This window comes from Qipengyuania sp. SM2507 (genome assembly GCF_053714505.1).
The window spans coordinates 2,079,381-2,098,959 of sequence record NZ_CM132307.1; the positions used below are offsets into that span (position 1 = coordinate 2,079,381).

Annotated in this window: 26 protein-coding genes; 15 read left to right on the forward strand and 11 right to left on the reverse strand. The window is 63.8% G+C overall.

Annotated features, from left to right (window positions below):
• Positions 1-148: 148 nt before the first annotated feature.
• The 5 genes from dapD to ACWIKC_RS10180 all read left to right on the forward strand — a co-directional run bounded on the left by dapD (position 149) and on the right by ACWIKC_RS10180 (position 2,341).
• A complete protein-coding gene (gene dapD, locus ACWIKC_RS10160) occupies positions 149-973 on the forward strand; it encodes a 2,3,4,5-tetrahydropyridine-2,6-dicarboxylate N-succinyltransferase (protein WP_454597387.1) in 825 nt (274 codons plus the stop codon).
• 87 nt (positions 974-1,060) lie between these two features.
• Positions 1,061-1,372 (forward strand): hypothetical protein, encoded by a 312-nt coding sequence (locus ACWIKC_RS10165; protein ID WP_454597388.1) that lies wholly within the window; start codon positions 1,061-1,063, stop codon positions 1,370-1,372.
• An 82-nt stretch (positions 1,373-1,454) separates the two neighbouring features.
• Entirely contained in the window at positions 1,455-1,685 is a 231-nt protein-coding gene (locus tag ACWIKC_RS10170) for a DUF2945 domain-containing protein (RefSeq protein WP_454597389.1), read from the forward strand.
• Entirely contained in the window at positions 1,682-1,876 is a 195-nt protein-coding gene (locus ACWIKC_RS10175; RefSeq protein ID WP_454597390.1) for a DUF3008 family protein, read from the forward strand. The genes ACWIKC_RS10170 and ACWIKC_RS10175 overlap by 4 nt, the downstream gene beginning before the upstream one ends.
• Positions 1,877-1,954: 78 nt before the next feature.
• Complete coding sequence (locus ACWIKC_RS10180; RefSeq protein WP_454597391.1) at positions 1,955-2,341, forward strand: DoxX family protein; 387 nt, start codon at positions 1,955-1,957, stop codon at positions 2,339-2,341.
• 5 nt (positions 2,342-2,346) lie between these two features.
• Here ACWIKC_RS10180 and ACWIKC_RS10185 read toward each other — a convergent pair whose 3' ends face one another.
• Both ACWIKC_RS10185 and ACWIKC_RS10190 read right to left on the reverse strand, forming a co-directional pair.
• Positions 2,347-2,598 (reverse strand): SWIB/MDM2 domain-containing protein, encoded by a 252-nt coding sequence (locus tag ACWIKC_RS10185; protein WP_454597392.1) that lies wholly within the window; start codon positions 2,596-2,598, stop codon positions 2,347-2,349.
• 68 nt (positions 2,599-2,666) lie between these two features.
• Positions 2,667-3,248 carry a YbhB/YbcL family Raf kinase inhibitor-like protein gene (locus ACWIKC_RS10190; protein ID WP_454597393.1) on the reverse strand — a complete coding sequence of 194 codons (582 nt, stop codon included), beginning with the start codon at positions 3,246-3,248 and terminating at the stop codon, positions 2,667-2,669.
• A 241-nt stretch (positions 3,249-3,489) separates the two neighbouring features.
• Between ACWIKC_RS10190 and ACWIKC_RS10195 the strand changes: the two genes are divergently transcribed.
• Positions 3,490-4,920 carry a S41 family peptidase gene (locus ACWIKC_RS10195; protein ID WP_454597394.1) on the forward strand — a complete coding sequence of 477 codons (1,431 nt, stop codon included), beginning with the start codon at positions 3,490-3,492 and terminating at the stop codon, positions 4,918-4,920.
• A gap of 244 nt (positions 4,921-5,164) precedes the next feature.
• Complete coding sequence (locus ACWIKC_RS10200; RefSeq protein WP_454597395.1) at positions 5,165-5,503, forward strand: Mpo1-like protein; 339 nt, start codon at positions 5,165-5,167, stop codon at positions 5,501-5,503.
• Here ACWIKC_RS10200 and ACWIKC_RS10205 read toward each other — a convergent pair.
• The 4 genes from ACWIKC_RS10205 to ACWIKC_RS10220 all read right to left on the reverse strand — a co-directional run bounded on the left by ACWIKC_RS10205 (position 5,500) and on the right by ACWIKC_RS10220 (position 7,922).
• Positions 5,500-5,952: a DUF3429 domain-containing protein gene (locus ACWIKC_RS10205; protein WP_454597396.1), complete on the reverse strand. Its 453-nt coding sequence runs from the start codon at positions 5,950-5,952 to the stop codon at positions 5,500-5,502. The genes ACWIKC_RS10200 and ACWIKC_RS10205 overlap by 4 nt on opposite strands.
• A gap of 37 nt (positions 5,953-5,989) precedes the next feature.
• Entirely contained in the window at positions 5,990-6,445 is a 456-nt protein-coding gene (locus ACWIKC_RS10210; RefSeq protein WP_454597397.1) for a COG3650 family protein, read from the reverse strand.
• 134 nt (positions 6,446-6,579) lie between these two features.
• Positions 6,580-7,173, reverse strand: a complete 594-nt coding sequence (locus tag ACWIKC_RS10215) for a fasciclin domain-containing protein (protein ID WP_454597398.1) — start codon at positions 7,171-7,173, stop codon at positions 6,580-6,582.
• Positions 7,174-7,343: 170 nt separating this feature from the next.
• Positions 7,344-7,922: a hypothetical protein gene (locus ACWIKC_RS10220; RefSeq protein ID WP_454597399.1), complete on the reverse strand. Its 579-nt coding sequence runs from the start codon at positions 7,920-7,922 to the stop codon at positions 7,344-7,346.
• A gap of 123 nt (positions 7,923-8,045) precedes the next feature.
• On the opposite strand from ACWIKC_RS10220, the gene ACWIKC_RS10225 reads away from it, so the two are divergent.
• Positions 8,046-8,180: a hypothetical protein gene (locus ACWIKC_RS10225; protein WP_454597400.1), complete on the forward strand. Its 135-nt coding sequence runs from the start codon at positions 8,046-8,048 to the stop codon at positions 8,178-8,180.
• Between the two features lie 51 nt (positions 8,181-8,231).
• Here ACWIKC_RS10225 and ACWIKC_RS10230 read toward each other — a convergent pair whose 3' ends face one another.
• The 3 genes from ACWIKC_RS10230 to ACWIKC_RS10240 all read right to left on the reverse strand — a co-directional run bounded on the left by ACWIKC_RS10230 (position 8,232) and on the right by ACWIKC_RS10240 (position 9,280).
• On the reverse strand, positions 8,232-8,435 hold the full coding sequence (locus ACWIKC_RS10230) for a hypothetical protein (protein ID WP_454597401.1): 204 nt from the start codon (positions 8,433-8,435) through the stop codon (positions 8,232-8,234).
• Between the two features lie 9 nt (positions 8,436-8,444).
• Positions 8,445-8,765: an HPF/RaiA family ribosome-associated protein gene (locus ACWIKC_RS10235; protein ID WP_454597402.1), complete on the reverse strand. Its 321-nt coding sequence runs from the start codon at positions 8,763-8,765 to the stop codon at positions 8,445-8,447.
• A 254-nt stretch (positions 8,766-9,019) separates the two neighbouring features.
• Positions 9,020-9,280 (reverse strand): hypothetical protein, encoded by a 261-nt coding sequence (locus ACWIKC_RS10240; protein ID WP_454597403.1) that lies wholly within the window; start codon positions 9,278-9,280, stop codon positions 9,020-9,022.
• A 436-nt stretch (positions 9,281-9,716) separates the two neighbouring features.
• Here ACWIKC_RS10240 and ACWIKC_RS10245 point away from each other — a divergent pair, with 436 nt between their 5' ends.
• The 4 genes from ACWIKC_RS10245 to ACWIKC_RS10260 all read left to right on the forward strand — a co-directional run bounded on the left by ACWIKC_RS10245 (position 9,717) and on the right by ACWIKC_RS10260 (position 14,146).
• Positions 9,717-9,920 (forward strand): hypothetical protein, encoded by a 204-nt coding sequence (locus ACWIKC_RS10245; protein ID WP_454597404.1) that lies wholly within the window; start codon positions 9,717-9,719, stop codon positions 9,918-9,920.
• Positions 9,917-12,271 carry an AAA family ATPase gene (locus ACWIKC_RS10250; protein ID WP_454597405.1) on the forward strand — a complete coding sequence of 785 codons (2,355 nt, stop codon included), beginning with the start codon at positions 9,917-9,919 and terminating at the stop codon, positions 12,269-12,271. Before ACWIKC_RS10245 ends, ACWIKC_RS10250 begins: the two co-directional genes overlap by 4 nt.
• Positions 12,272-12,490: 219 nt before the next feature.
• Positions 12,491-12,823 carry a hypothetical protein gene (locus ACWIKC_RS10255; protein ID WP_454597406.1) on the forward strand — a complete coding sequence of 111 codons (333 nt, stop codon included), beginning with the start codon at positions 12,491-12,493 and terminating at the stop codon, positions 12,821-12,823.
• Between the two features lie 27 nt (positions 12,824-12,850).
• Complete coding sequence (locus tag ACWIKC_RS10260; RefSeq protein WP_454597407.1) at positions 12,851-14,146, forward strand: hypothetical protein; 1,296 nt, start codon at positions 12,851-12,853, stop codon at positions 14,144-14,146.
• A 9-nt stretch (positions 14,147-14,155) separates the two neighbouring features.
• Here the strand turns inward: ACWIKC_RS10260 and ACWIKC_RS10265 are convergent, their stop codons facing one another.
• A complete protein-coding gene (locus ACWIKC_RS10265; RefSeq protein WP_454597408.1) occupies positions 14,156-15,034 on the reverse strand; it encodes a hypothetical protein in 879 nt (292 codons plus the stop codon).
• A gap of 160 nt (positions 15,035-15,194) precedes the next feature.
• On the opposite strand from ACWIKC_RS10265, the gene trhO reads away from it, so the two are divergent.
• From trhO to ACWIKC_RS10280, 3 genes are all read left to right on the forward strand, one after another.
• Positions 15,195-16,160, forward strand: coding sequence for an oxygen-dependent tRNA uridine(34) hydroxylase TrhO (gene trhO / locus ACWIKC_RS10270; protein ID WP_454597409.1), 966 nt, complete (start codon positions 15,195-15,197; stop codon positions 16,158-16,160).
• Positions 16,157-16,792, forward strand: a complete 636-nt coding sequence (locus ACWIKC_RS10275; protein ID WP_454597410.1) for a glutathione S-transferase — start codon at positions 16,157-16,159, stop codon at positions 16,790-16,792. The genes trhO and ACWIKC_RS10275 overlap by 4 nt, the downstream gene beginning before the upstream one ends.
• Before the next feature lie 176 nt (positions 16,793-16,968).
• Entirely contained in the window at positions 16,969-17,292 is a 324-nt protein-coding gene (locus ACWIKC_RS10280; protein WP_454597411.1) for a DUF6481 family protein, read from the forward strand.
• Positions 17,293-17,433: 141 nt separating this feature from the next.
• Here ACWIKC_RS10280 and ACWIKC_RS10285 read toward each other — a convergent pair whose 3' ends face one another.
• Positions 17,434-19,407, reverse strand: a complete 1,974-nt coding sequence (locus ACWIKC_RS10285) for a BCCT family transporter (protein ID WP_454597412.1) — start codon at positions 19,405-19,407, stop codon at positions 17,434-17,436.
• Positions 19,408-19,579 lie beyond the last annotated feature (172 nt).

Below are 19,579 nucleotides of genomic sequence, written 5' to 3' on the forward strand. Positions count from 1 at the left end.
AGGCGAAGGCATGGCCGGTCGGTTAACGGCAGGGATCGACCGATTTGCCGGTCCGCGCAAGCAAAGGTTGCCGGTTCGCGACTTGCCCGTTGTCGCCCCGCCCCCTAACAGCACGCCCGACATTCCATCGACCAAGGACAGGGCCACAATGACCCAGCAACTCGCCACAGCCATCGAACAGGCCTGGGAAGATCGCGCCGCGATCACCCAGCAAAGCAGCACAGTGCGCGAACAGGTCGAGGCCGCGCTGGCCTTGATCGATAGCGGCGAGGCACGCGTCGCCGAGCCCGACGGCAAGGGTGGCTGGACGGTCAACCAATGGCTCAAGAAAGCGGTCCTGCTGTCGTTCCGGCTCAACGAGAACCAGGTCATGGAAGGCGGTTCCGCCGGCCATCCGGCCTATGACAAGGTGCCCAGCAAATTCGCGGGCTGGGACGATGCGCGCTTCACCCAGGCGGGCTTCCGCGTGGTCCCCGGCGCCATCGCGCGCCAGGGCGCCTACATCGCGCCCGGCTGCGTGCTGATGCCCAGCTTCGTCAACATCGGTGCCTATGTCGGCAAGGGAACCATGGTCGACACCTGGGCCTCGATCGGCTCCTGCGCGCAGATCGGCGAGAACTGCCATATCTCGGCGGGCGCGGGGATTGGCGGCGTGCTCGAACCGATGCAGGCCAACCCCACCATCATCGGCGACAATTGCTTCATCGGCGCGCGGTCCGAGATCGTCGAGGGGGTGATCGTCGGCGAAGGATCGGTTGTCGCAATGGGGGTCTTCATCACCCAGTCGACCAAGATCGTCGACCGCACCACCGGCGCAATCACGCGCGGCGCGGTGCCGCCCTATTCGGTGGTGGTGCCCGGCACGCTGCCCGATGCCGGCGGTGGGCCTTCGCTGGCCTGCGCGGTGATCGTCAAGACGGTCGACGCCCGGACGCGCGAGAAGACCGCGATCAACGATCTGCTGCGCGATTGACGCCAGCGGCCAAAGGGAACATTAATGATCGGGCCTGCGTTGAATAAAGCCAATACGCACCGATGACGAAAGCAGGAGCGATTTCCAATGCACAATGATGGTAACGAAGTTCACGTCTCGGAGACCGAAGCCAGTGGCGGGTCGAAGGAAGGCGTGGTTCGTTGGGTGCTGGTCGTCAGCCTGCTGGCGGCAGTCGTGCTGCTGTCGGCCATCTGGATCTTCGGTGCCGCGACGCAGGGCGATGTCGAGGAAGAAGCCACCGTCAGCGGTACGATCGAAGCCACTTCCGAGGACGAAGGCGACAACACCGATTCCATCGTCGTCGGAGACGCAGCTGAAATGGAGGCCGCGGAAGAAGGCGAAGGCGTAGATACACCGCTCGACACCGTTCAGAATTGAGCCGACGGCGAGTTGCCCGCCACCCGGAACCCCGAACACGCCTCAACGATTGATCTTCCGCACCGCAAGCGGAGAGACAGGCATGAGCAATTCCAACAGCTTCCAGACCGGACAATATGTCCAGTGGAACTGGGGCAATGGCACCGGGACCGGCCAGATCGAGGAGCGCTTCGAACGTGAGGTCACCCGGACGCTGCAGGGCAGCGAGATCACCAAAAACGGCGATAGCGACAACCCCGCCTATCTGATCAAGCAGGAAGATGGCGACCAGGTGCTCAAGCGCGGCAGCGAACTCGAAGCGGAGAACGGATGATGCCGGCACAATCCAAAGCACAACAGCGCGCCGCGGGCGCCGCCCTCTCGGCCAAGCGCGGCGACACCAAGGTCTCGGACCTGCAGGGTGCATCCAGGCAGATGTATGATTCCATGTCCGAGGACGAGCTGGAAGACTACGCCTCGACCGAGCTCGACGGTCTTCCCGAGCATGTCGACGAGGACGGTTGAAAGGCAACTGGACGGAGTTTGAGTGACGCTTTGACCCGCCATTTGCCCTCGCCTGACGCGGCCAGCCCCGTTCGCCTGGTGCTGCGCTGGATCCTGGCGGCGTTCTACGCGGTGGCGGGGTATCTGCATCTGACCGCGCCCGCGCCGTTCCTGCAGATCACGCCAGGCTGGGTATGGCAACCCGAAGCCGTGGTCCTCTGGACCGGCATCGCCGAACTGCTCGGCGCCGCGGCGCTGATGCAACCTTGGTCGGTGAGATTGCGCCGGGCAGGCGCGATCGGGCTGGCGCTTTACGCCGCCCTCGTCTTCCCCGCCAATATCAACCATTTCGCGCTCGACATGGCGCGCGACGATGGCGGGCTCGGCCTAGGGTATCACATCCCGAGGATGTTCGCGCAGCCACTGCTGGTGTGGCTAGCGCTGTGGGCCGGCGGCGTCGTGGACTGGCCCTTCCGCCGCCGGTAATCCATTCAGCTCATGTGCTTCGAGACGGCGCCCGTCATCTTGAACATGGAGATCTGCTCCTTGCCGATTACGGCGGCGAGCTTGTCGTCGGGGTTGATGTTGCGACGATCCTTGGAATCCTGCAGATCGTGCGCCTTGATGTGCTCCCATACCTTCGAGGTTACCTGGGCGCGGGTCATCGGACCCTTGCCGACCACGTTCTCCAGCTCGGGAGTAAGGGTCACGGGTTTCTGCAGGGCGTTGTTCTTACCAGCCATTGTAGTTCCTTTCTCAGTCAGTCTTGCTTGTATTCCCGTGCCGGCTCGCCGGCGTCCGGGTATTCTTCTCAAAGATCGTCCACGATATCCAAGTCCTCGATCTCGTGGCCCTCGAACCGTCCGGTCAGCAGCGCGCAGGCCGTGACGTGGCCATCGATCTGTTTGATCAGTTCCTCGAATTTCGCCCCGGGCATGGTCGTCAGCGGCAGGTCGAGCGCGAACAGCTGGAACACGTAGCGGTGCTCATCGCCGATCGGCGGGTCGGGCAGCAGCCACTCGGAATTGCCCAGCGCGTTCTTGCCGGTGCGCGGCGGCGCCTCGCCCTCGAGCAGCTTGCCGCGCTGGGGCGGCAGGCCCCAGACCAGCCAGTGCAGATTGGGTTTACCCTCGGGCCCGTCGACATCTTCGACGATGAGGACGAGTTCCTGCGAACCCGGCGGGGGCGCGGTCCATTCCAGCGGCGGAGCGACCGAGGCCTCCTCGCAGGCGGTGAAGCTGGGATCCAGCTCGCCGCCATGCTCGAACGCCGGGCTCTTCAGCGAGAAGCCGGACTTGCCGAACGTCCGCTCGGAACCGACCCGCGCAATAACCAGATCACCGGCGGGCTTCGGCCCACCGACTGCGCTATCCAGCCACGCAGCGCCACTCATGCAAAATTCCTTCGATTCATCCGATCCTTGTGGGCGTCCTCTTGCCATGAGACCATGCCCTGTGGGCAAATATGCACGGTTTTTGCCCGGAATCCCGCACATTCTGTCGCGAACGCAGTGCAAACTTGCCTAGTTCTCCGGCGTTTGGCACTACGCTGGCTCTCGGGAGTCGCTTTGGCAGCCTCCGGGATGGCCTGGCCTCGTTGCGGCATCTCGCCGCCATCTTCCCGGAGTCGCATCCATGACCATCGCTCGTACGCTTCTGTCCGCCACGCTCGCCGTCTCGCTCGCAGCCTGCGGAGGCGGGGGCAGTTCCCCGAGTGGACCGACGACGGGCGGAGGCGGCACGCCGGGGACTTCGGGTGGCGGCACCACCAGCGACCCCTGCTCGCTCGCCAACCGCCAGCAGTTCGTCCGCGATGTCCTCAACGAATGGTATCTCTTCCCCGAACTGCTCAACACCAGCGTCAATCCTGCCTCCTTTACCGATGTGCAGAGCTATATCGATGCGCTGGTGGCGCCGGCCCGCGCGCAATCAAAGGACCGGTTCTTCACCTACATCACCTCGATCAGGGAGGAGAACGAACTGATCAACAGCGGCTCCAATGCCGGCTTCGGGGTTCGGCTCGGCTACGACACCTCCGCCAATCGCGTCTTCGTGCTCGAATCCTTCGAAAACGCGCCTGCTCTTCCGGCCGGGATCGACCGTGGAACCGAGTTGCTGTCGGTCAACGGCACGACCATTGCCAGCCTGATGGCCGCGGGTGGGCCCAATGCAGTCATCGAGGCGCTTGGCCCCTCCACTCCAGGCCTGAGTCGCACTCTCGGTTTCCGCGTTGTCGGCGGTGTCGAGCGCAGCGCGACCATCACCAAGACCGAATTCTCGCTCGATCCGATATCCGATCGCTACGGAGTGAGAATCCTCAACGACGGGACCGGCCAGGTTGGCTATATCAATCTGCGCACTTTCATCGTCCAGGACGCCGGACCTCAACTGCGCACCGCCTTCGAGCAATTCCGCGCCGCCGGGGTCGACAGGGTCATTATCGACCTGCGCTACAATGGCGGCGGGCTGGTTTCGGTGGCCGAACTGCTCGGCGACCTGATGGCCCGCGGTCGCGAAGGCCAGGTCTTCAGCAAGACCATCCTGCGCCCCTCCAAATCCTCCGAGAACGAAACCGACCTGTTCGCCGCCCAGCCGCAGGCGATCGCGGCGAGCAAGGTCGCGGTGATCGGCCGCGGCGGCACCGCCTCGGCAAGCGAATTGGTGACAAACTCCTTCATTCCCTACCTCGGCAACAATCTGGCGCTGGTGGGGACGAACACCTTCGGCAAGCCGGTCGGTCAGTTCGCTTTCGACCGCTCGGCCTGCGACGACCGGCTGCGTGCGACAGCGTTCAAAACCACCAACGCCGCCGATCAGGGGGAATATTTTACCGGGCTCGCATCGGTCGTCGGGACGACTTGCGCCGCGAACGATGGCATCTTCAACCAGCTGGGCGATCCTGCCGAAGCCTCGGTCAGCGTCGCGCTGGATTTCCTTGCCGGTCGCAGCTGCACGGCAATTTCCGGCGGTCAGGAGCGCGGCGTCCAGAGTGCAGGCGACCGCAGGGTGCTGCTCCAGCCCGATCGTCCCACCGCGGCGCAGCGCGAGGTTCCAGGGCTGTTCTGATCCGGCAAGTCAACTCGCGGAAGGCACGATCGGCAAAGTCGATCGGATTGTCCTCGAGAGGAGGGTCGGCGAGACTGAGCGACATGAGGTCTGCGCCATCATCCGGTGCTTCGGCCGCACCCGCCAGATCTGTTCATAACGATTGTCGGGTTCACGGTCGAAGGCCGCAGTAATTCCCTGCAGGCAATGGCTCGCCAGATGTGGGCCGATTGACCCGTGCCACACTTCCCGACAGTGTCGCAATATGGCGCGCGTTTATAACACCTTCGCGGAATTCTGGCCCTATTACCTGCGCGAGCACGCACGGCCGCAGACGCGGGCACTGCATTACATCGGCACTACGTTGGTGGTGCTGCTGGCGATCGCGGCGCTGCTGAGCGGGCGATGGCTGTTGCTGGCAGCCATGCCGCTGGCGGGTTATTTCTTCGCCTGGATCGCGCATTTCGCGATCGAGAAAAATCGCCCCGCCACCTTCACCTATCCGCTGTGGAGCCTGGTCGGGGACTTCAAGATGTGGTGGCTGTGGCTGACCGGACGGCTGCGCCTCGAGCTGGATCGGGCCGGGGTCACGCGCAAGGACTAGGCCAGCGCCGCGGCGATCGTCAGCGTGCCGAGCCCGAGCGACAGCGGCATCCTCAGACCCATCCACCAGCGCGGCGCCAGCGCGCCAAGCCGCGCATCGACTGCCGGACTGATCAGCAGACCACCACCCAATGCGACGAGCGAGGGTTCGATCGGCAATGCGCCAAGCAGCGGCGGGGCCAAACCGGCGAAGGCGATCAGGCTGGGCAGGACGCCTGCGATCCACACCCAGCCATGCGTCCGTCGGCGGTGAGCGGCGGGAGCGCAGGCAGCGATCCCCCACCAGGTCCCGCCCAGAAAGGCGAAGATCAGCCCGGCGTAGAGATAGGCGAGCAGCGCGGCTGGCTCGCGCCATTCCGGCGGCCCCGCATGGAGCGCGGCCACCAGGCCAATCTGCGGCAACAGGCCCGCCAGGCCGAGCCAGCGGGGAACGTCCGGAACGGCTCTCATTCCGGGCGCTCGCTCATTGGAGCGCCGTTGCTCGCCATCATGGCGCCTCGCTGCCCTCGAAGGGCATCCGGTCGGTCCAGGCGCAGCCGAAGCGCGTTTCCTCGCCGATCTGCAGCGTCGCGACGAAGGGGTAGGTCCGGTCGCTCATTCCGTCGGAGCATTCGCCCGGCGTGACCACCAGGTCGAACGAAGCCCCTTCGAGCGCGCCCGCGATCGACAACCCGTTGTTGCCGGCGAAGCGTTCGACCGAGATTGTGCTCCCTTCGATGTTCTCCGGCGTGCTGTAGGTCAGCGTGCTCCCTGCGCTTTCACCGCCCCAGAAGGGTTCGGTTCCGGTGAAGTGGACGGTCTCGTCGGCGGCGATCCCGTCGTAGCTCTCCACCGAGCGCTCGGGGTCCGCGCCGCTCTGGCAGGCGGCTAGCAGCAGCGGCAGCGCGGCGAACGTGAGCCCGCGTCGGATGATCGAGGCGAAGTGAGTGCGATCTGTCGGCATGCCGGTTCCTTGTGAGTGGTCTGCCCCTGCCCCCGGCAAGTGTCCTGCCCGGGCCGGAAACGCAAGAGGCGGGCCCTGCCGAAGCAGGACCCGCCCTTGTTGTGTTCTCGTCGTCGTTGCCGTGTGAGCGCCGCTTATGCGGGCATCAGCACCGTGTCGATCGAGTGGATTACGCCGTTCGACGCGTCCACGTCGGTGCCGGTGACGGTCGAGGTGTTGCCCGCCGCATCGGTCAGCACGACATTGCCGTCGACCAAGGTGGCGGTCAGCGTGGCGCCGTTCACTGTGGTGATTTCGTAGCCACCCGTGCCCGCGCCTTCGATCGCCGCGGTCAGAGCGGCGGCCATCGTTTCGCCTTCGACGACGTGGTAGGTGAGGATGCCGGCGAGGTCTTCACGACCGGCTTCGCTCATCAATTCGTCGCGCGTCGCCTGCGGAATCTTTTCGAAGGCGGCGTTGGTCGGTGCGAACACGGTGTACGGACCGGGGCCCGAAAGCGTCTCGCCCAGATTGGCCGAGGTCACGGCCGCGACCAGCGTCGAGAAATCGGGGTTGCCCTGCGCGACTTCGACGATGTTGCTGGTTTCGCCGACCATTGCGGCGTCGTCATTGGCCATCTGGTCGGCCATCGCGGCATCGTCCATCGCAGTGGTATCGGCCGGCTCTTCGGCGCAGGCGACGATCGCCAGCGAGGCGGCGGAAGCGAGGGCTATGGTGAACTTGTTCATAGAAATTGTCCTTCTTTCGGAGGGTAGCGCGGTTGGCCGGTCATGCGGCGTTTGTCCCGCCCCCTCGGTCCAATTACGGCTCAATCATGGCATGGTTCCGAAGGAGGCTAAATTAAGGCGCCTGCGTTTCTGCCCCCGCCGCCAAGATGCGGAAATGCCGCCGCTAATTCTCAGGCGCAGCCCTCGACCCAAGTCAGTTCGGGCAGCGCGCCGACGTGGATCAGGCTGACCGTCTCGTCGGTGTCGATCTCGAAATGGAGCCGCGGGGCGTCGCCCGGCTGGGTGAGATATTTGCCCGGCGCGGCGAGATATTTGTGCGGGCTCTCCTCGAAACCCGGGAAGGCGGCGCGCACTTCGGACTCGGTGGCGCCGGGGGCAATGCCCTCGACCAGCGCGACCTCGGAGCCGTCCGAGACCGTGATCCGGCGGAGCTCGCCGTCGATGGTCATGCCGTAGACGCCCGGATAGTCGGGCGAGCTGACGGTGCGGCAAGTGGTGCCGGGGATCTGCGCGCCGCGCGAGGCGAAGCTGCTGCCCGCGGGGATCGGCTGGCCGATGCGAAGATCGCCCAGGCCATCGAGCGTGAGCGTGTTGGCTTCGGCGGCTGTCGTGGGCGCGGGTGTCGCGGGTTCCCCGGTGGCGGAGGTGGTGGCGGCGGAGGTGGTGACCTCAGCCACCGGCTCCTCCGCTTCGGGCGAGCAGGCGGCAGCGGCAAGAGCGAGCGGAAGGAGGATCGCGCAACGTTTCATCTAGCCAAAGCGCTCCTTTCCCGATCCGGTTCCCGCGAGCTCGCCGCCCCGCCGGTTTCCTGTGACTTGGCCCGCGAAGCCGCGTAGAAAGCCACCGGGCATTCCGCCCGATGGGAATTCATCATGGCCAAAGGCCAACAGAAGAAGAGCCGCGAGACGCGCAAGCCCAAGGCCGACAAGGGCCCCAAGCAGAACGCCTCCAACCCCAGCACCAAGCCCGGCGGGATCAAGGGGCTGGAGAACATGAAGAACAGCTGAGCCCTGCCCAGCCGGTCGCGGCGGCTGGCCCCACAGGAGCCAGCCGCGCGCTCACTTCTTTTCCTGCTTCGGCTTGTCCGGTTTGGCCGTGTCCTGTTTGGGCTGGGCCTGCTTCGCCTTATGCGCGGCGATGTCCTCGTCGATCATCGCGATGCGCTGGCGTTCCATGGAATCGCGCGGCAGGCCTTTCAGCCGACAGGTCGCCCACAGTTTCTTGCGTTCGGACTCGAGCGCCTTGAGATAGAGATCCGCCATCCCCCGCGCTCAGCGCCCGTGCCGGTCGGACTTGCCGAAATGGCGGTCGAGCACGGTGACGAGCTTGGACGATGCCGACCGCACCGCCGCATCGACCTCGCCCGCCGAGCCGCTCGCGCTCAGCGGCGCGCCACCGCGCGGCCGCGCCTCGATGGTGCAGGCGATGTCGTCGGGCCCGCCCTTGGGACCGTTGGTGTCGCCGACATGCACTTCGATCCGGGTCAGCCGCTCCTCGAACCGGCCGAGCCGCTCGCGCAAGTGCGCCTCGACCCGCTCGGCGACGCCCGAGACGTGGGTGAGGGAATTGTCGGTGTTGAACTGGATATCCATGAGGGGGCGTGTGCTCCGTTGTTGCTGGGCCATCGTCGACGGCGGTGCTGGTTCAACCGGGGAGCGGCCGGGCCGGTTCCCCGCTGGCCGGTTGGGCGTGCGGTTGCCCCGTCCGATAGCCGCCGGTTGACACATTGGACAGGGTTTGCGGCAAAAAGCCCCGTTTGCGTCACCTTGTCCGCGAAAAGCGTCGCCTTGCGGGCCGAAGCGTAACCGTCGCCCATGCGGAGTGTCACCTTGCGGGCGCAGAAGCGTCACCTTGCCGCTCCCGTTCTGTCACTTTGCAGCCTGTCACCTTGCGATCTGTCACCTTGTGAAGTGTCACCTTGCACCCGCCCCCGATCCGGCCCGCGCAGGCCCCGCCGCTCGCGCGCCGCGGCGAGCGCCAGCGGCCAGGCCTGCGCCACCAGCGGGACCCGCGCCCTGAGCCGATAGGCCGACTGCCGCGTCATCCCCACCCTGCGCGCCGCCGCCGCGACCTTGCCGCAAGCCGCCAGCGCCTCGAGAAAACCCATCGCCTTCGCCGGGGTCCAGCGATAGTCGGCATTTCGGCGCGGCGCTGCGGCGGGCGCAGGGGACGCGCCGGAAGCGGGCGGAGACGCGGGCGGTGACGCGGCCGGTGACGCGGGCGGTGACGCGGGCGCGGGGGGCGGGTGCGGGAACGGGTGCGGGAACGGGTGCGGGAACGGGTGCGGGAACGGGTGCGGGAACGGGTGCGGGAACGGGTGCGGGAACGGGTGCGGGAACGGGTGGGTCATCCGTCAGCATAAGGCACAGACGGGGGTGTGTAGGAAAACGGTTTTTGCGGGACAAGGGTCTCCGTGCAATCTGAAAATCCGAAAATTTTTGAAAAATCGTATGATCACTAAGCTCTGGAAATCGCCGTACATCCTTATAAACCCATTTTTTCGCAGTTGAAACAAGACCGCGAAAAGGTAAGTTGATTTTATCATGGATAAACCAGAGGCCGTAATGACGTCTGATAAAACTAAAACAGCAGCCCTGCGCGCCTTGGATGAATTCACCAATAGGATTGTAAATGATGGAGGCCTTGATGCAGAGCTGAAGAAAGCCCTTCTTAGTGATTTAGCATCAGATGATCCGGCAGAGTTAAAGGCATTTACCCCAGCCTTGGGTGCGCGGGGGACAAAATGAAGCTCGATAGACTGAAGATTGAGGGACTTAGAGGAATCCCTAGGGGCTGGCCGCCTATTGGATTTTCTGACAGAGGCTTGATTGTGTATGGGCCAAACGGGAGCGGTAAGAGTTCGATAATCGATGGGCTTGAATTTGCGCTTGGAAAGGAATCTTCCCTTTACCCAGAAGCTCGCCAAGGGGTTGATTGGGAGCGCGGCGCACCTCACATAATGGGAGGTCCTCCACAGGCCCGAATCTATGGCCAGCACGAAGGTCAATTAGTTGATCTGAGCGCCGCCGAACATGACGCAGAGAGCATAAAATCTTGGAAGGTCGCGGCCCGCTCTGCGACGTATGTGCTCAGAAGGCATATGCTCCTGAAGTTCATTGTTTCTAGGCCCTCCGACAGATATGGCAGTCTTGAGTCCTTTTTTAATCTCGGTCCGTACACCCAGATTGAAGCTAAATTTGAGGATCTAAAAAACACTGCTTCACGAATCAAGACTGGTTTGCAAGCGCACCTCACAGCGAAAACGCAAACGGCTCGGGTTGCGCTTGGATTTTCAAGCTCAGAGCCTGTGAATAGTCAAACCGCTATGGCCAAACTAGACTCTGTTTTGGCTGAATCTGGTCTGGCTGCCGTCAACAATGAACAAGACCGGGCTACACGTAAATCAGAAGTTGAATACGAATTACGCGGTTTAGTGGCCCATGAGCGGCTTACCGAACTTGCCGGCCTAAAAAGTCACATTTTAGGACTAATCGTCACGTCAACGTATGGCCTACTAATCGACCAATTACTTGAGTTTCAAAACGCCTTCATCAAGGCATCTGAGCAAAGTATAGGTATTGCCTCTGTCGAACTCCTTCGAGCTGCACAAACCCTTATTGCAGAAAAGCAGCTCGCAGAATGTCCAGTGTGTGAGCAGGAGATTGATACAGCAGCAACAATCGCGTCTTTGGAAGTCCGTATTGGCAGCGATGTTAAGGTGACCAACGCTAAAAACGCCTTGGACAGACAAAGAACGTCGGTGTTGGAGATCGTTCTGGCGCAGAACGAAGCATTTCGAAAGTTGCATTTGATGTGGACCAAAACGATGGGTCATGAGCTGCCCACACCATATCAGACCGAGTCCGTCTTGCTGACTGACTTCAGCGACCAGTTGAAGAGTGGCGAGATTATTCCAAATCTCTCCAATGTAGCAATTTCCTTCCGAAGTACCCTCGCATCGCATCAACCACTGCTGGACGCCGTTGACGCCGAACTTGCGTCCGCAGGCGGTGCGCGTCGCGCAATACTTTCAAAAGTTCTTGAGGTTATGAATGTTATCGATGGGCAAATTTCAACGTTAGAATCAGCAAGTCGCCAATACTCTCTAGCCTGTAATACTTTTATTCAAATTGAACGAATCCACTCCCACGCCGTACAGGCAAGACGAAATATCGTTCAGTCGATAGTTGAATCCTTATCAGAAACTGCTAATGAGTACTATGAGTTTATACATCCCTCGGAAAAGATTTCGCAATCCGCTCTGGATGTAAGACAGGTCGGGCGAGGGTCTGTCGAATTGACCACATATTTCCACGGAACCAAAGAGAATCCTCTTCTTTATTTAAGCGAGTCTCACCTCGACACATTGGGTCTTTGTTATTTTCTTGCTGCGAGAAGGCTAGAAGCTGATGAAAATCCAAATTTTAAACTTCTTGTTCTCGATGACGTGGTGCACTCGGTCGATGCCGATCATCGCGAACGCATCGCTCGCTTGCTGAAGGATCGCTTTTCAGATCATCAACTCGTAATCGTTACCCACGATTCAGTTTTCTATCAAAGATTGCGAACGGTTCTAGGTGGCCAATTTGAGCACCTATACATCGTAAATTGGACACTTGAAGAAGGTCCCGTGAGAATAGAAGCGTCAGCAGATGTTGATCGTATAAAAGACCCCAATCTACGAAATAAAACCTCACCGGAAGAATTGGCGTCAACCGCCGGTCGGTTTGCTGAATGGATTTTCCGACTTTTAACAGAGAATCTTCAGGTCGCTATCCAGGCGCGCTTCTCTCGAGGGCATGATCTCGGTTCGCTTTGGCCTCCCCTTGCCTCTAAAATTAAGAAGCATAAGGGCCTAGGCTCCGCCCTTTCCGGAACCCTAGACAAAATCGATTCTAACCAGTGGGTACGAAATAAGGTCGGCGCGCATTACAATGAACCGGAAAGTTCGGTTACACCCGCAGAGGTACGAGAGTTCGCAGAGGGACTCTCCGATCTTTATAAGATGTCCTTCTGCGAAGTGTGTTCCACAACAATCGCGAAGATAGATGATAGCACCTGCAGCTGCGAATGCGGCGTGTTAAAGTATACGCCGTAGCGGACCAATCACGCAGACTACGACAGAGTTCTCTTCTATCGGCCCACTGCTTCTGCACCAACTACAGCCGCGCGCCCCTCCCCTCCTATACCTCCAAAACGGACCTATCCGCCTTCCCGCCGACTCCGCCCGATATGGCATCCAACAGATGCGGGCGAGTCGGGACGGAATGCCTATTCGTGTCCCCGCTCATGCTCCGCTTTTAAGGAGGATGAAGTCATGAAGAAAGAAACCTCACGCAAATTCCTGTCGTCGCTCTATCGCGACTTGCCCGGCGAGGGCGATGGTTCGTTCGATGTCGCCGTGACCCGGCTGATCGACACGCAGGGCAAGAAAGCGGTCGCCGGCGACCAGGCGTTGCAGAGCCTGATGATCCATTACCTGACCTCCGACCCCAAGCGCGCGACGCAGGGGCGCGAAATCTCCGCCGCGGTGGCGGGGATCAAGATGGCCGCGGTCAGCGCCTTCACCGAGACCTTCCCCGATGCCGATCTCGAAACGCTGATCCGCGAGGCGAAGGCGGCCGGTCACCATGTCGAAGTGCTCGGCTAGAGCTGGCAGCGAATGACGGCGCGGATCATGTCGGACCGACCCGAGCTCGCGGCGATCGCTGGCCTCCGCTGGAGCCGCAACTGGCGGCTGCCCAACGGAGGCCAGTCGTTCGTGGTGCCCTTCGCCACGCGGCGCGCCTTCAACGTGGTGTTCCACGGGCGCAGCAAGTTCAGCTATGGCCATTACGGGGTCCATCTGGGGCAGGAAGACCGGCTGACCTTCCTCGGCGCGCCCGACCGCACCATCACCGCGCATTTCATGGATTTGCGCGCGGGTTCGCCCACCGGCGGCGCGCGGCTGACCGCGCACTTTGCGCCGAGCTCGGAATTCGAGCTGCGGATCCCGCCCGGGGTGGCGCATGATTTCGACGGGCTCGAGGAAATCGACACGGTGAACAATTACGCGGTGTTCCTGCCCGCCCCCGCGCAATGGGCCGCGGGCGAGCAGGAATGGGACATGGATGCGGATATCGTCAATGTGCCGCGCGCGCAGGCGGAAGGGGAGGCGGAAGGGGCGCGTGCGCCGCGCTTCCGGCCCAATGCGCTGCCCGCCTCGGATGTCTTCTACCGCCTGCTGGCCGAGCGCCAGCGCGAAGGCATGGCGCATCTCGCCCATTCGCACGCCTATACGGTCGATGCGCGCGATGCCTCGGGGAGCCTGCGCCAGCTCAAGATCAGCGAACGCGCGAGCGGCGGGGTCGAGGCGCGGGTGGAACCGATCCCCCCGATCGCGGGGCTGCACTGGCAGCAGCTACCCTATGTCGAAAGCGGCCCCGCATCCGGTATCCGTCCGCTCTACGAGGGGCGGCCCTATTATCTCGTCGACCACGGCACCGCGCATTATGCGCACGACGCTTTCGGCATCCATCTGGGGCAGGACGACCACCTCACCTTCCTCGGGCGCGAGGATGCCACGGTGCAGGTCCACTTCGTCGACTGTCGCCAAGGGTCGGACACGCTGCATGCCGAGATCGCGCTGGAGTTCAGCCCGGCCGCGCATCGCACGCTGGTGATCCCGCGCGGGGTCGCGCACCGCTTCACCGGGCTGGAGAACGTCTTCACGCTCAACCAGGGGGTGGCCTATCTGGACGAGAACGGCGAATACGAGCCCGCCACCGATGTCATCGACTGGCCGGTGGGGCGGACCGACTACCCCGTGCTGCATGTCAACGACCGGCCCGCGCAGGGCGAATATTACGACGCGCTGTTGGCGGGGCAGCAGCGGATGCGCGCCACGGGCGCGGCGCCGTCGACCCCGATGGTGCTGATGGTGCCCGATGGCGAAGGCAAACCCGTGCGCGTGGCGATCCGGCAGCGGGGCTGAAGGGGGGGGCTAGCCGGGAGCGCCCGGTGCCATCGCGTAGGTAATCCTGATCCGCACCCACGCTCCCACCTGATACTCCCCGCCGACGCGCGGGGGGCGGACCTGGAATTGCCAGGCGGCGGCCTGCGTCGAGCGGGCGATGTTCGAGCCCGCGGGGCTCTCGCCGACGATCACGCAATCCTCGACCCGCCAGTTCGGCGCGGTGCGGCAGGCGATCAGCCCCCAGCCCGGCCCGCGCGCGGCGGACAGGTAACCGGCCAGTTCCTGATTGGTCGGCTCGCGATACCAGCGCGCGGCGTAGAGCGGCGAGCCATCGGGCGCGGCGCCCACGACTTCGCTGTCCGCACCGCCGGCGCGGGGCTGGTTGGGGGGACCGTATTGCGCGCCGGGGCGGATGACCGCGGTGGCGCGCGGCGGTGTTTGCGGTTGGGGGGAGGCCTCGGGCTGCGGGGGAGCGGGCGGCGCTGGCGGTATGAATACGGGGCTTTCGCGCGGCAGCGCGGTGGGCGGCAGGGTCAGCGGGCTGGGCTGCTGCGGGGTGGCGGGCGCGGGGTCCTGCGGCGCGGTGGGCGCGGCCTCGGCAGCAGGCTCGGGTTCGGGCCTGGTCTGCGCTTCGGGCGCCTCCGCTTCGCTCGCATCGCTCGCATCGAAAGTGGTGACGCTGGTGGTCTCTGGCCTCCCCGCCCCGCTGCCGACGCCGAGGCTGAGCAGCATCCACAGGATCAGCAGCTCGATCGCGAGCGCGGCGGCGATCGCACCGGCGCGGCGGGGGAAGGTCTCGGGAAAACGCGGAAGCGCAAACCGCCGGGCCTTTCGCTCCGGAGCGCTGTGTTCGACGACCGAGATAGCGCTGTGTCCTGCCCGTGTATCCGTGGAAGTGGTTGGCAAATGCCTGGGGAAGTATCGGTGGAAGCCGCAGCCCCTAGTGGCGATGCGATGAATATCGCCTGTCGGGCGCCTGCGTGCAAGCCCGGCGATGCGCCGCGCGGGGTCGGCCAAAGGCGGACCGGTGCTGACGCGGCGCGGGCCCGGCGCTATGGCGCCTGCAATGCCAAGCACTGCTCCTCCCCCACCGGCCCGCATCTGCGTGGCCGCGCTCTATCGCTTCGCGCGCCTGGACGATTGCGACTCCTTGCGCGCGACGCTCCAGAGCCTGTGCGACGAACAGGGCATCCGCGGCACGCTGTTGCTGGCGCCCGAGGGGATCAACGGGACCATCGCCGGAGCGCCGGACCGGATCGCGCAGGTGCTCGCGCATGTCCGCGCGCTGCCCGATTGCGCCGCGCTCGACGTCAAGCTGTCGAGCGCCGCCGCCATGCCGTTCGAGCGAATGAAGGTGCGCATCAAAGCCGAGATCGTCACCATGGGCGAGCCTGGGATCGATCCGCGCGCGGCTGCTGGCACCTATGTCGCCCCGCAGGACTGGAACGCGCTGATCGCCGACCCGGACACGATCGTGATCGACACCCGCAATGATTACGAGGTGGCGATCGGCAGCTTCGAGGGCGCGATCGATCCCGCGACCCGCAGCTTTCGCGAATTCCCCGCCTGGTTCCGCGAAAGACGCGAGGAATTGCTCGGCGCAGGCCGCCAACCCAGGGTCGCGATGTTCTGCACCGGCGGGATCCGCTGCGAGAAATCGACCGCCTTTCTCAAGGAAGAAGGCGTCGAGGAAGTCTATCACCTGAAGGGCGGTATTCTGGCCTATCTCGAGGCGGTGCCCGAACAGGACAGCCTGTGGCAGGGCGAGTGCTACGTCTTCGATCAGCGGGTGGCGATCGGGCATGGGCTGACGCCCGGCAGCCACGATGCCTGCCTCGCCTGCGGTCGCCCGGTCAGCGCGCAGGATGCGGCCTCCCCGCGCTACGAGGCGGGGGTGAGCTGCGCCGCATGCCATGGCGAACGGACCGAGGAACAGCGTGTCGGTTTGCGCGAGCGGCGCCGCCAGGCAGCGCTCGCAGCGGCGGCCTCCGCCCGCCCCCGGGCTCGTGGCAGCGGCAGCAAAACCCGATGACGGATGCGGCTGCCCCCGTGCTCTACAGCTTCCGCCGCTGCCCCTTTGCGATGCGCGCGCGGCTGGCGCTGGCGCTGAGCGGCACGCGTTGCGAATTGCGCGAGGTGCGGCTGCGCGACAAGCCGCCGAGCCTGCTCGAAGCCTCGCCCAAGGGGACGGTGCCGGTGCTCGTGCTGCCCGACGGGTCGGTGCTCGAGGAGAGCCTCGACATCATGCGCTGGGCGCTGGAGCGGAACGACCCCGAAACCTGGCTGGCGCGCGAAGATACCGGACTGATCGCGACCTGCGACGGGCCCTTCAAGCGCGCGCTCGACCGCTACAAATACGCCGAACGCGACGGGACCGATGCGCTGGCGTATCGCGCGGACGGAGTCGCCTTTCTGGAAGTTCTCGACTCCCGGCTGGCAGAGCAAGGCCAGTTGTCCGGCCCGACGCGCGGTTTCACCGACGCCGCGATCCTGCCCTTCGTGCGGCAATTCGTCGCGGTCGACCGCGGCTGGTTCGACACCCTGCCCCTCGCCCCCTTGCGCAACTGGCTCGACCACCACCTCGCATCGGACCTGTTCGGCGCGATCATGCTGCGGGTCGAACCGTGGGTGCCGGGCGAACCCACGGTCTGGTTCGCGCCCTAGCTCCGCGAACCGGCCAGGCCTTCGTGATGTTCACAAGAGTGGCAAAGCGGCGCGAAATGCCCTAACGGCCTCGCGGGCCGGTCCGGTGGGCGGTTTTCGACCACGAAAACGCGCAGCGCTAGCGGGCCGATTTCACCAACTGCAGTCACACGATCTGCACTCAGGAGCGAATTTCGATGAAGGGTTTCAAGGATCCGGGGTTTCAGGACCGGGCAGCCGCCTCGGCCCGCGCGAAGAAGAGCGCGCTGGAAAAGCTGAAAGCCGCGCCCAAGCCCGACGAAGCCGAACTCGCCGCAGGCGCCGAGCGCCAGAAAGCGCGCGACGCCAAGGCCGCGGCCAAGCGCGAAGCGATCAAAGCGGAACGCGACGAAGCGCAGCGGATCGAGCAGGAAAAGCGCGCCGAGGCCAAGGCCGAACGCGAAAAGCCCGAACCGACCGAAGCCGAACGCAAGGCCGCCCGCGACGCGAAGTACGCCGCGCGCAAGAAGCGCAAGGCCTGAGCCAAGGCCGTGAGGCTGCCGGCGACGGCGGCTTCACACCCGCGAGGGGCAGAATCGCGCCTTCGGACAGGTCGAATTCCACGATCGCGATCCCCACGGGGACCGAAACCAGGGCCTCCCTCTTCCCGATCCGCTTCGATCCTAGGCCAGCCGCCGCGTATGGCGGAAGCGGGCATAGCGGTTCAGCAGATCGTCGATCACCTGGTCCCGGGTAAAGCCGGTGACATCGTGCGGCTGGTCGCCTTCCGAGGTATGCGCCATCGCGCGATAATGCCGTGGCTCGGCATCATGCACGCTTCGCGTTTCGGCCCAGACGAAACTGGGTTGCAGAAAGGGGCGGCTCCGGATCGTATAGCGGAAACTGCCCTGTTCCCCGTGCGGGATCGTCAGATCGAGACCATCGGGTTTTTCGGTCAGTTCGGGCGTGTAGCCGCTTTCGAGCATTTGCTCCGAGACCGCCTCCAGCGCAGGTCGCGCCGTATCGCCCATGAACGCGGCGACATCGCCCTCGGCGAAGTGGCCCATGATCGAGGTCAGGCGTTGCTGCCAGCTGAGCTCGGGTTGGAGCGAAGGCCCGTTCAGCATCGCGACGCCGGTCGATGTGCCCAGGCGTTCCATCTGCAGCGCGCGAAAAAGTCCGTAGCAGATGAATATCATCACCACTGCAAATGGCAGCGCGCTCGCGATGGCGGCGGTCTGAAGGGCCTGGAGACCTCCCGCCACCAGTAGCACGGCTGCTATTCCACCCGCGCAGACCGCCCAGAAGATGCGCTGCCAGATCGGGGGATTTTCGGCCGCACCGGAAGTGATCATATCGATGACCAGCGCCCCGGAATCCGCCGATGTCACGAAGAAGGTGATCACCAGCAAGGTCGCGATCAGCGACGTGACTGCGCTCAGGGGGAGTTGGGCGAGCGTTTCGAAGAGGGCGACAGGAAGGTTGTTCGCGACGGTGTCGGCGATCGGCTGGACGCCGCTCATGTCGAGAGCGATGGCCGTGTTGCCGAACACGGTCATCCAGAGAAACGTGAAGAGCACCGGAACCAGCAGCACTCCGCCGATGAACTCGCGGATGGTCCGCCCGCGCGAGATCCGCGCCAGGAACATTCCGACAAAGGGGGACCAGGCAATCCACCAGCCCCAGTAAAACAGGGTCCAGTTGGCCAGCCAGGGATTGGGTTCGTAGGCGTACATACGGAAAGTCCGCGGCACGACTTCGCCGAGATAGGCGCCGATGTTCTGAACGAAGGCCTGGAGGAGAAAGACCGTCGGGCCGGTGAACAGCACGAAGGCGAGCAGCGATATGGCGAGGATGATATTGAGTTCCGAAAGCCGTTTGATACCGCGATCCAGCCCCAGAAACACCGACATGGTCGCCAAGACGGTAATCAACGCGATCAGGATAAGTTGCACCGAGGTGCCGACCGGCAGACCGAACAGGTAGCTCAGCCCGGCATTCACCTGGAGCACCCCGAGGCCCAGCGAGGTCGCGACCCCGAACATGGTGCCCAGCACGGCGAAAATGTCGATCGCATGGCCGATCGGTCCGTTGATGCGATCGCCGATCAAGGGGTATAGCGCCGACCGGATCGTCAGCGGCAAGCCGCGGCGAAAGGAGAAGTAGGCCAGCGCCAGACCGACCACGATGTAGATCGCCCATGCGTGGAGACCCCAATGGAAGAAGGTCAGCGTCATGGCCCGCCGGGCGGCCTCGACGGTGCTGCCATCTCCGATCGGGGGGTTCGCATAATGCTGGATCGGCTCGGCGACGCCGAAGAAGACCAGCCCGATGCCCATCCCTGCGCTGAACAGCATCGCGAACCATGACAGATAGCTGTACTCGGGCTCGCTTTCATCGGGGCCGAGCTTCACGTCGCCGTGACGACTGAACATCAGGTAGAGGACAAAAACGAGGAATCCGGCCACCGCGGAGATGTAGAGCCAGCCGAAGCTCTCCACGACAAAGGTCTGGACCAGGTCGAACAGCCGTCCCGCCCGATCGGGAGCCAGTGCCCCGAACAAGGCGAAGGCGAGGATCAGCCCGGCCGAAACGATAAACACGGGCGGGTTCACCTTGATCCTGGCGCTTTTCTCCAGGGTTGCGGCTTCTGTCATGACTGGATCGGGCAAGGTATTCCTTCTGCGATGGCGGTCGAACGCCCAATGCGGAACGGGAGTGAGTACCGACACTCAAACATTATTCGGCAGGAATGCAAGGATAGACCCGTTTTGCCCTGGCCCCAATCTACCCCGGCTTGCGTTTGGCTCCAGGCAGATCGTTCTGGAC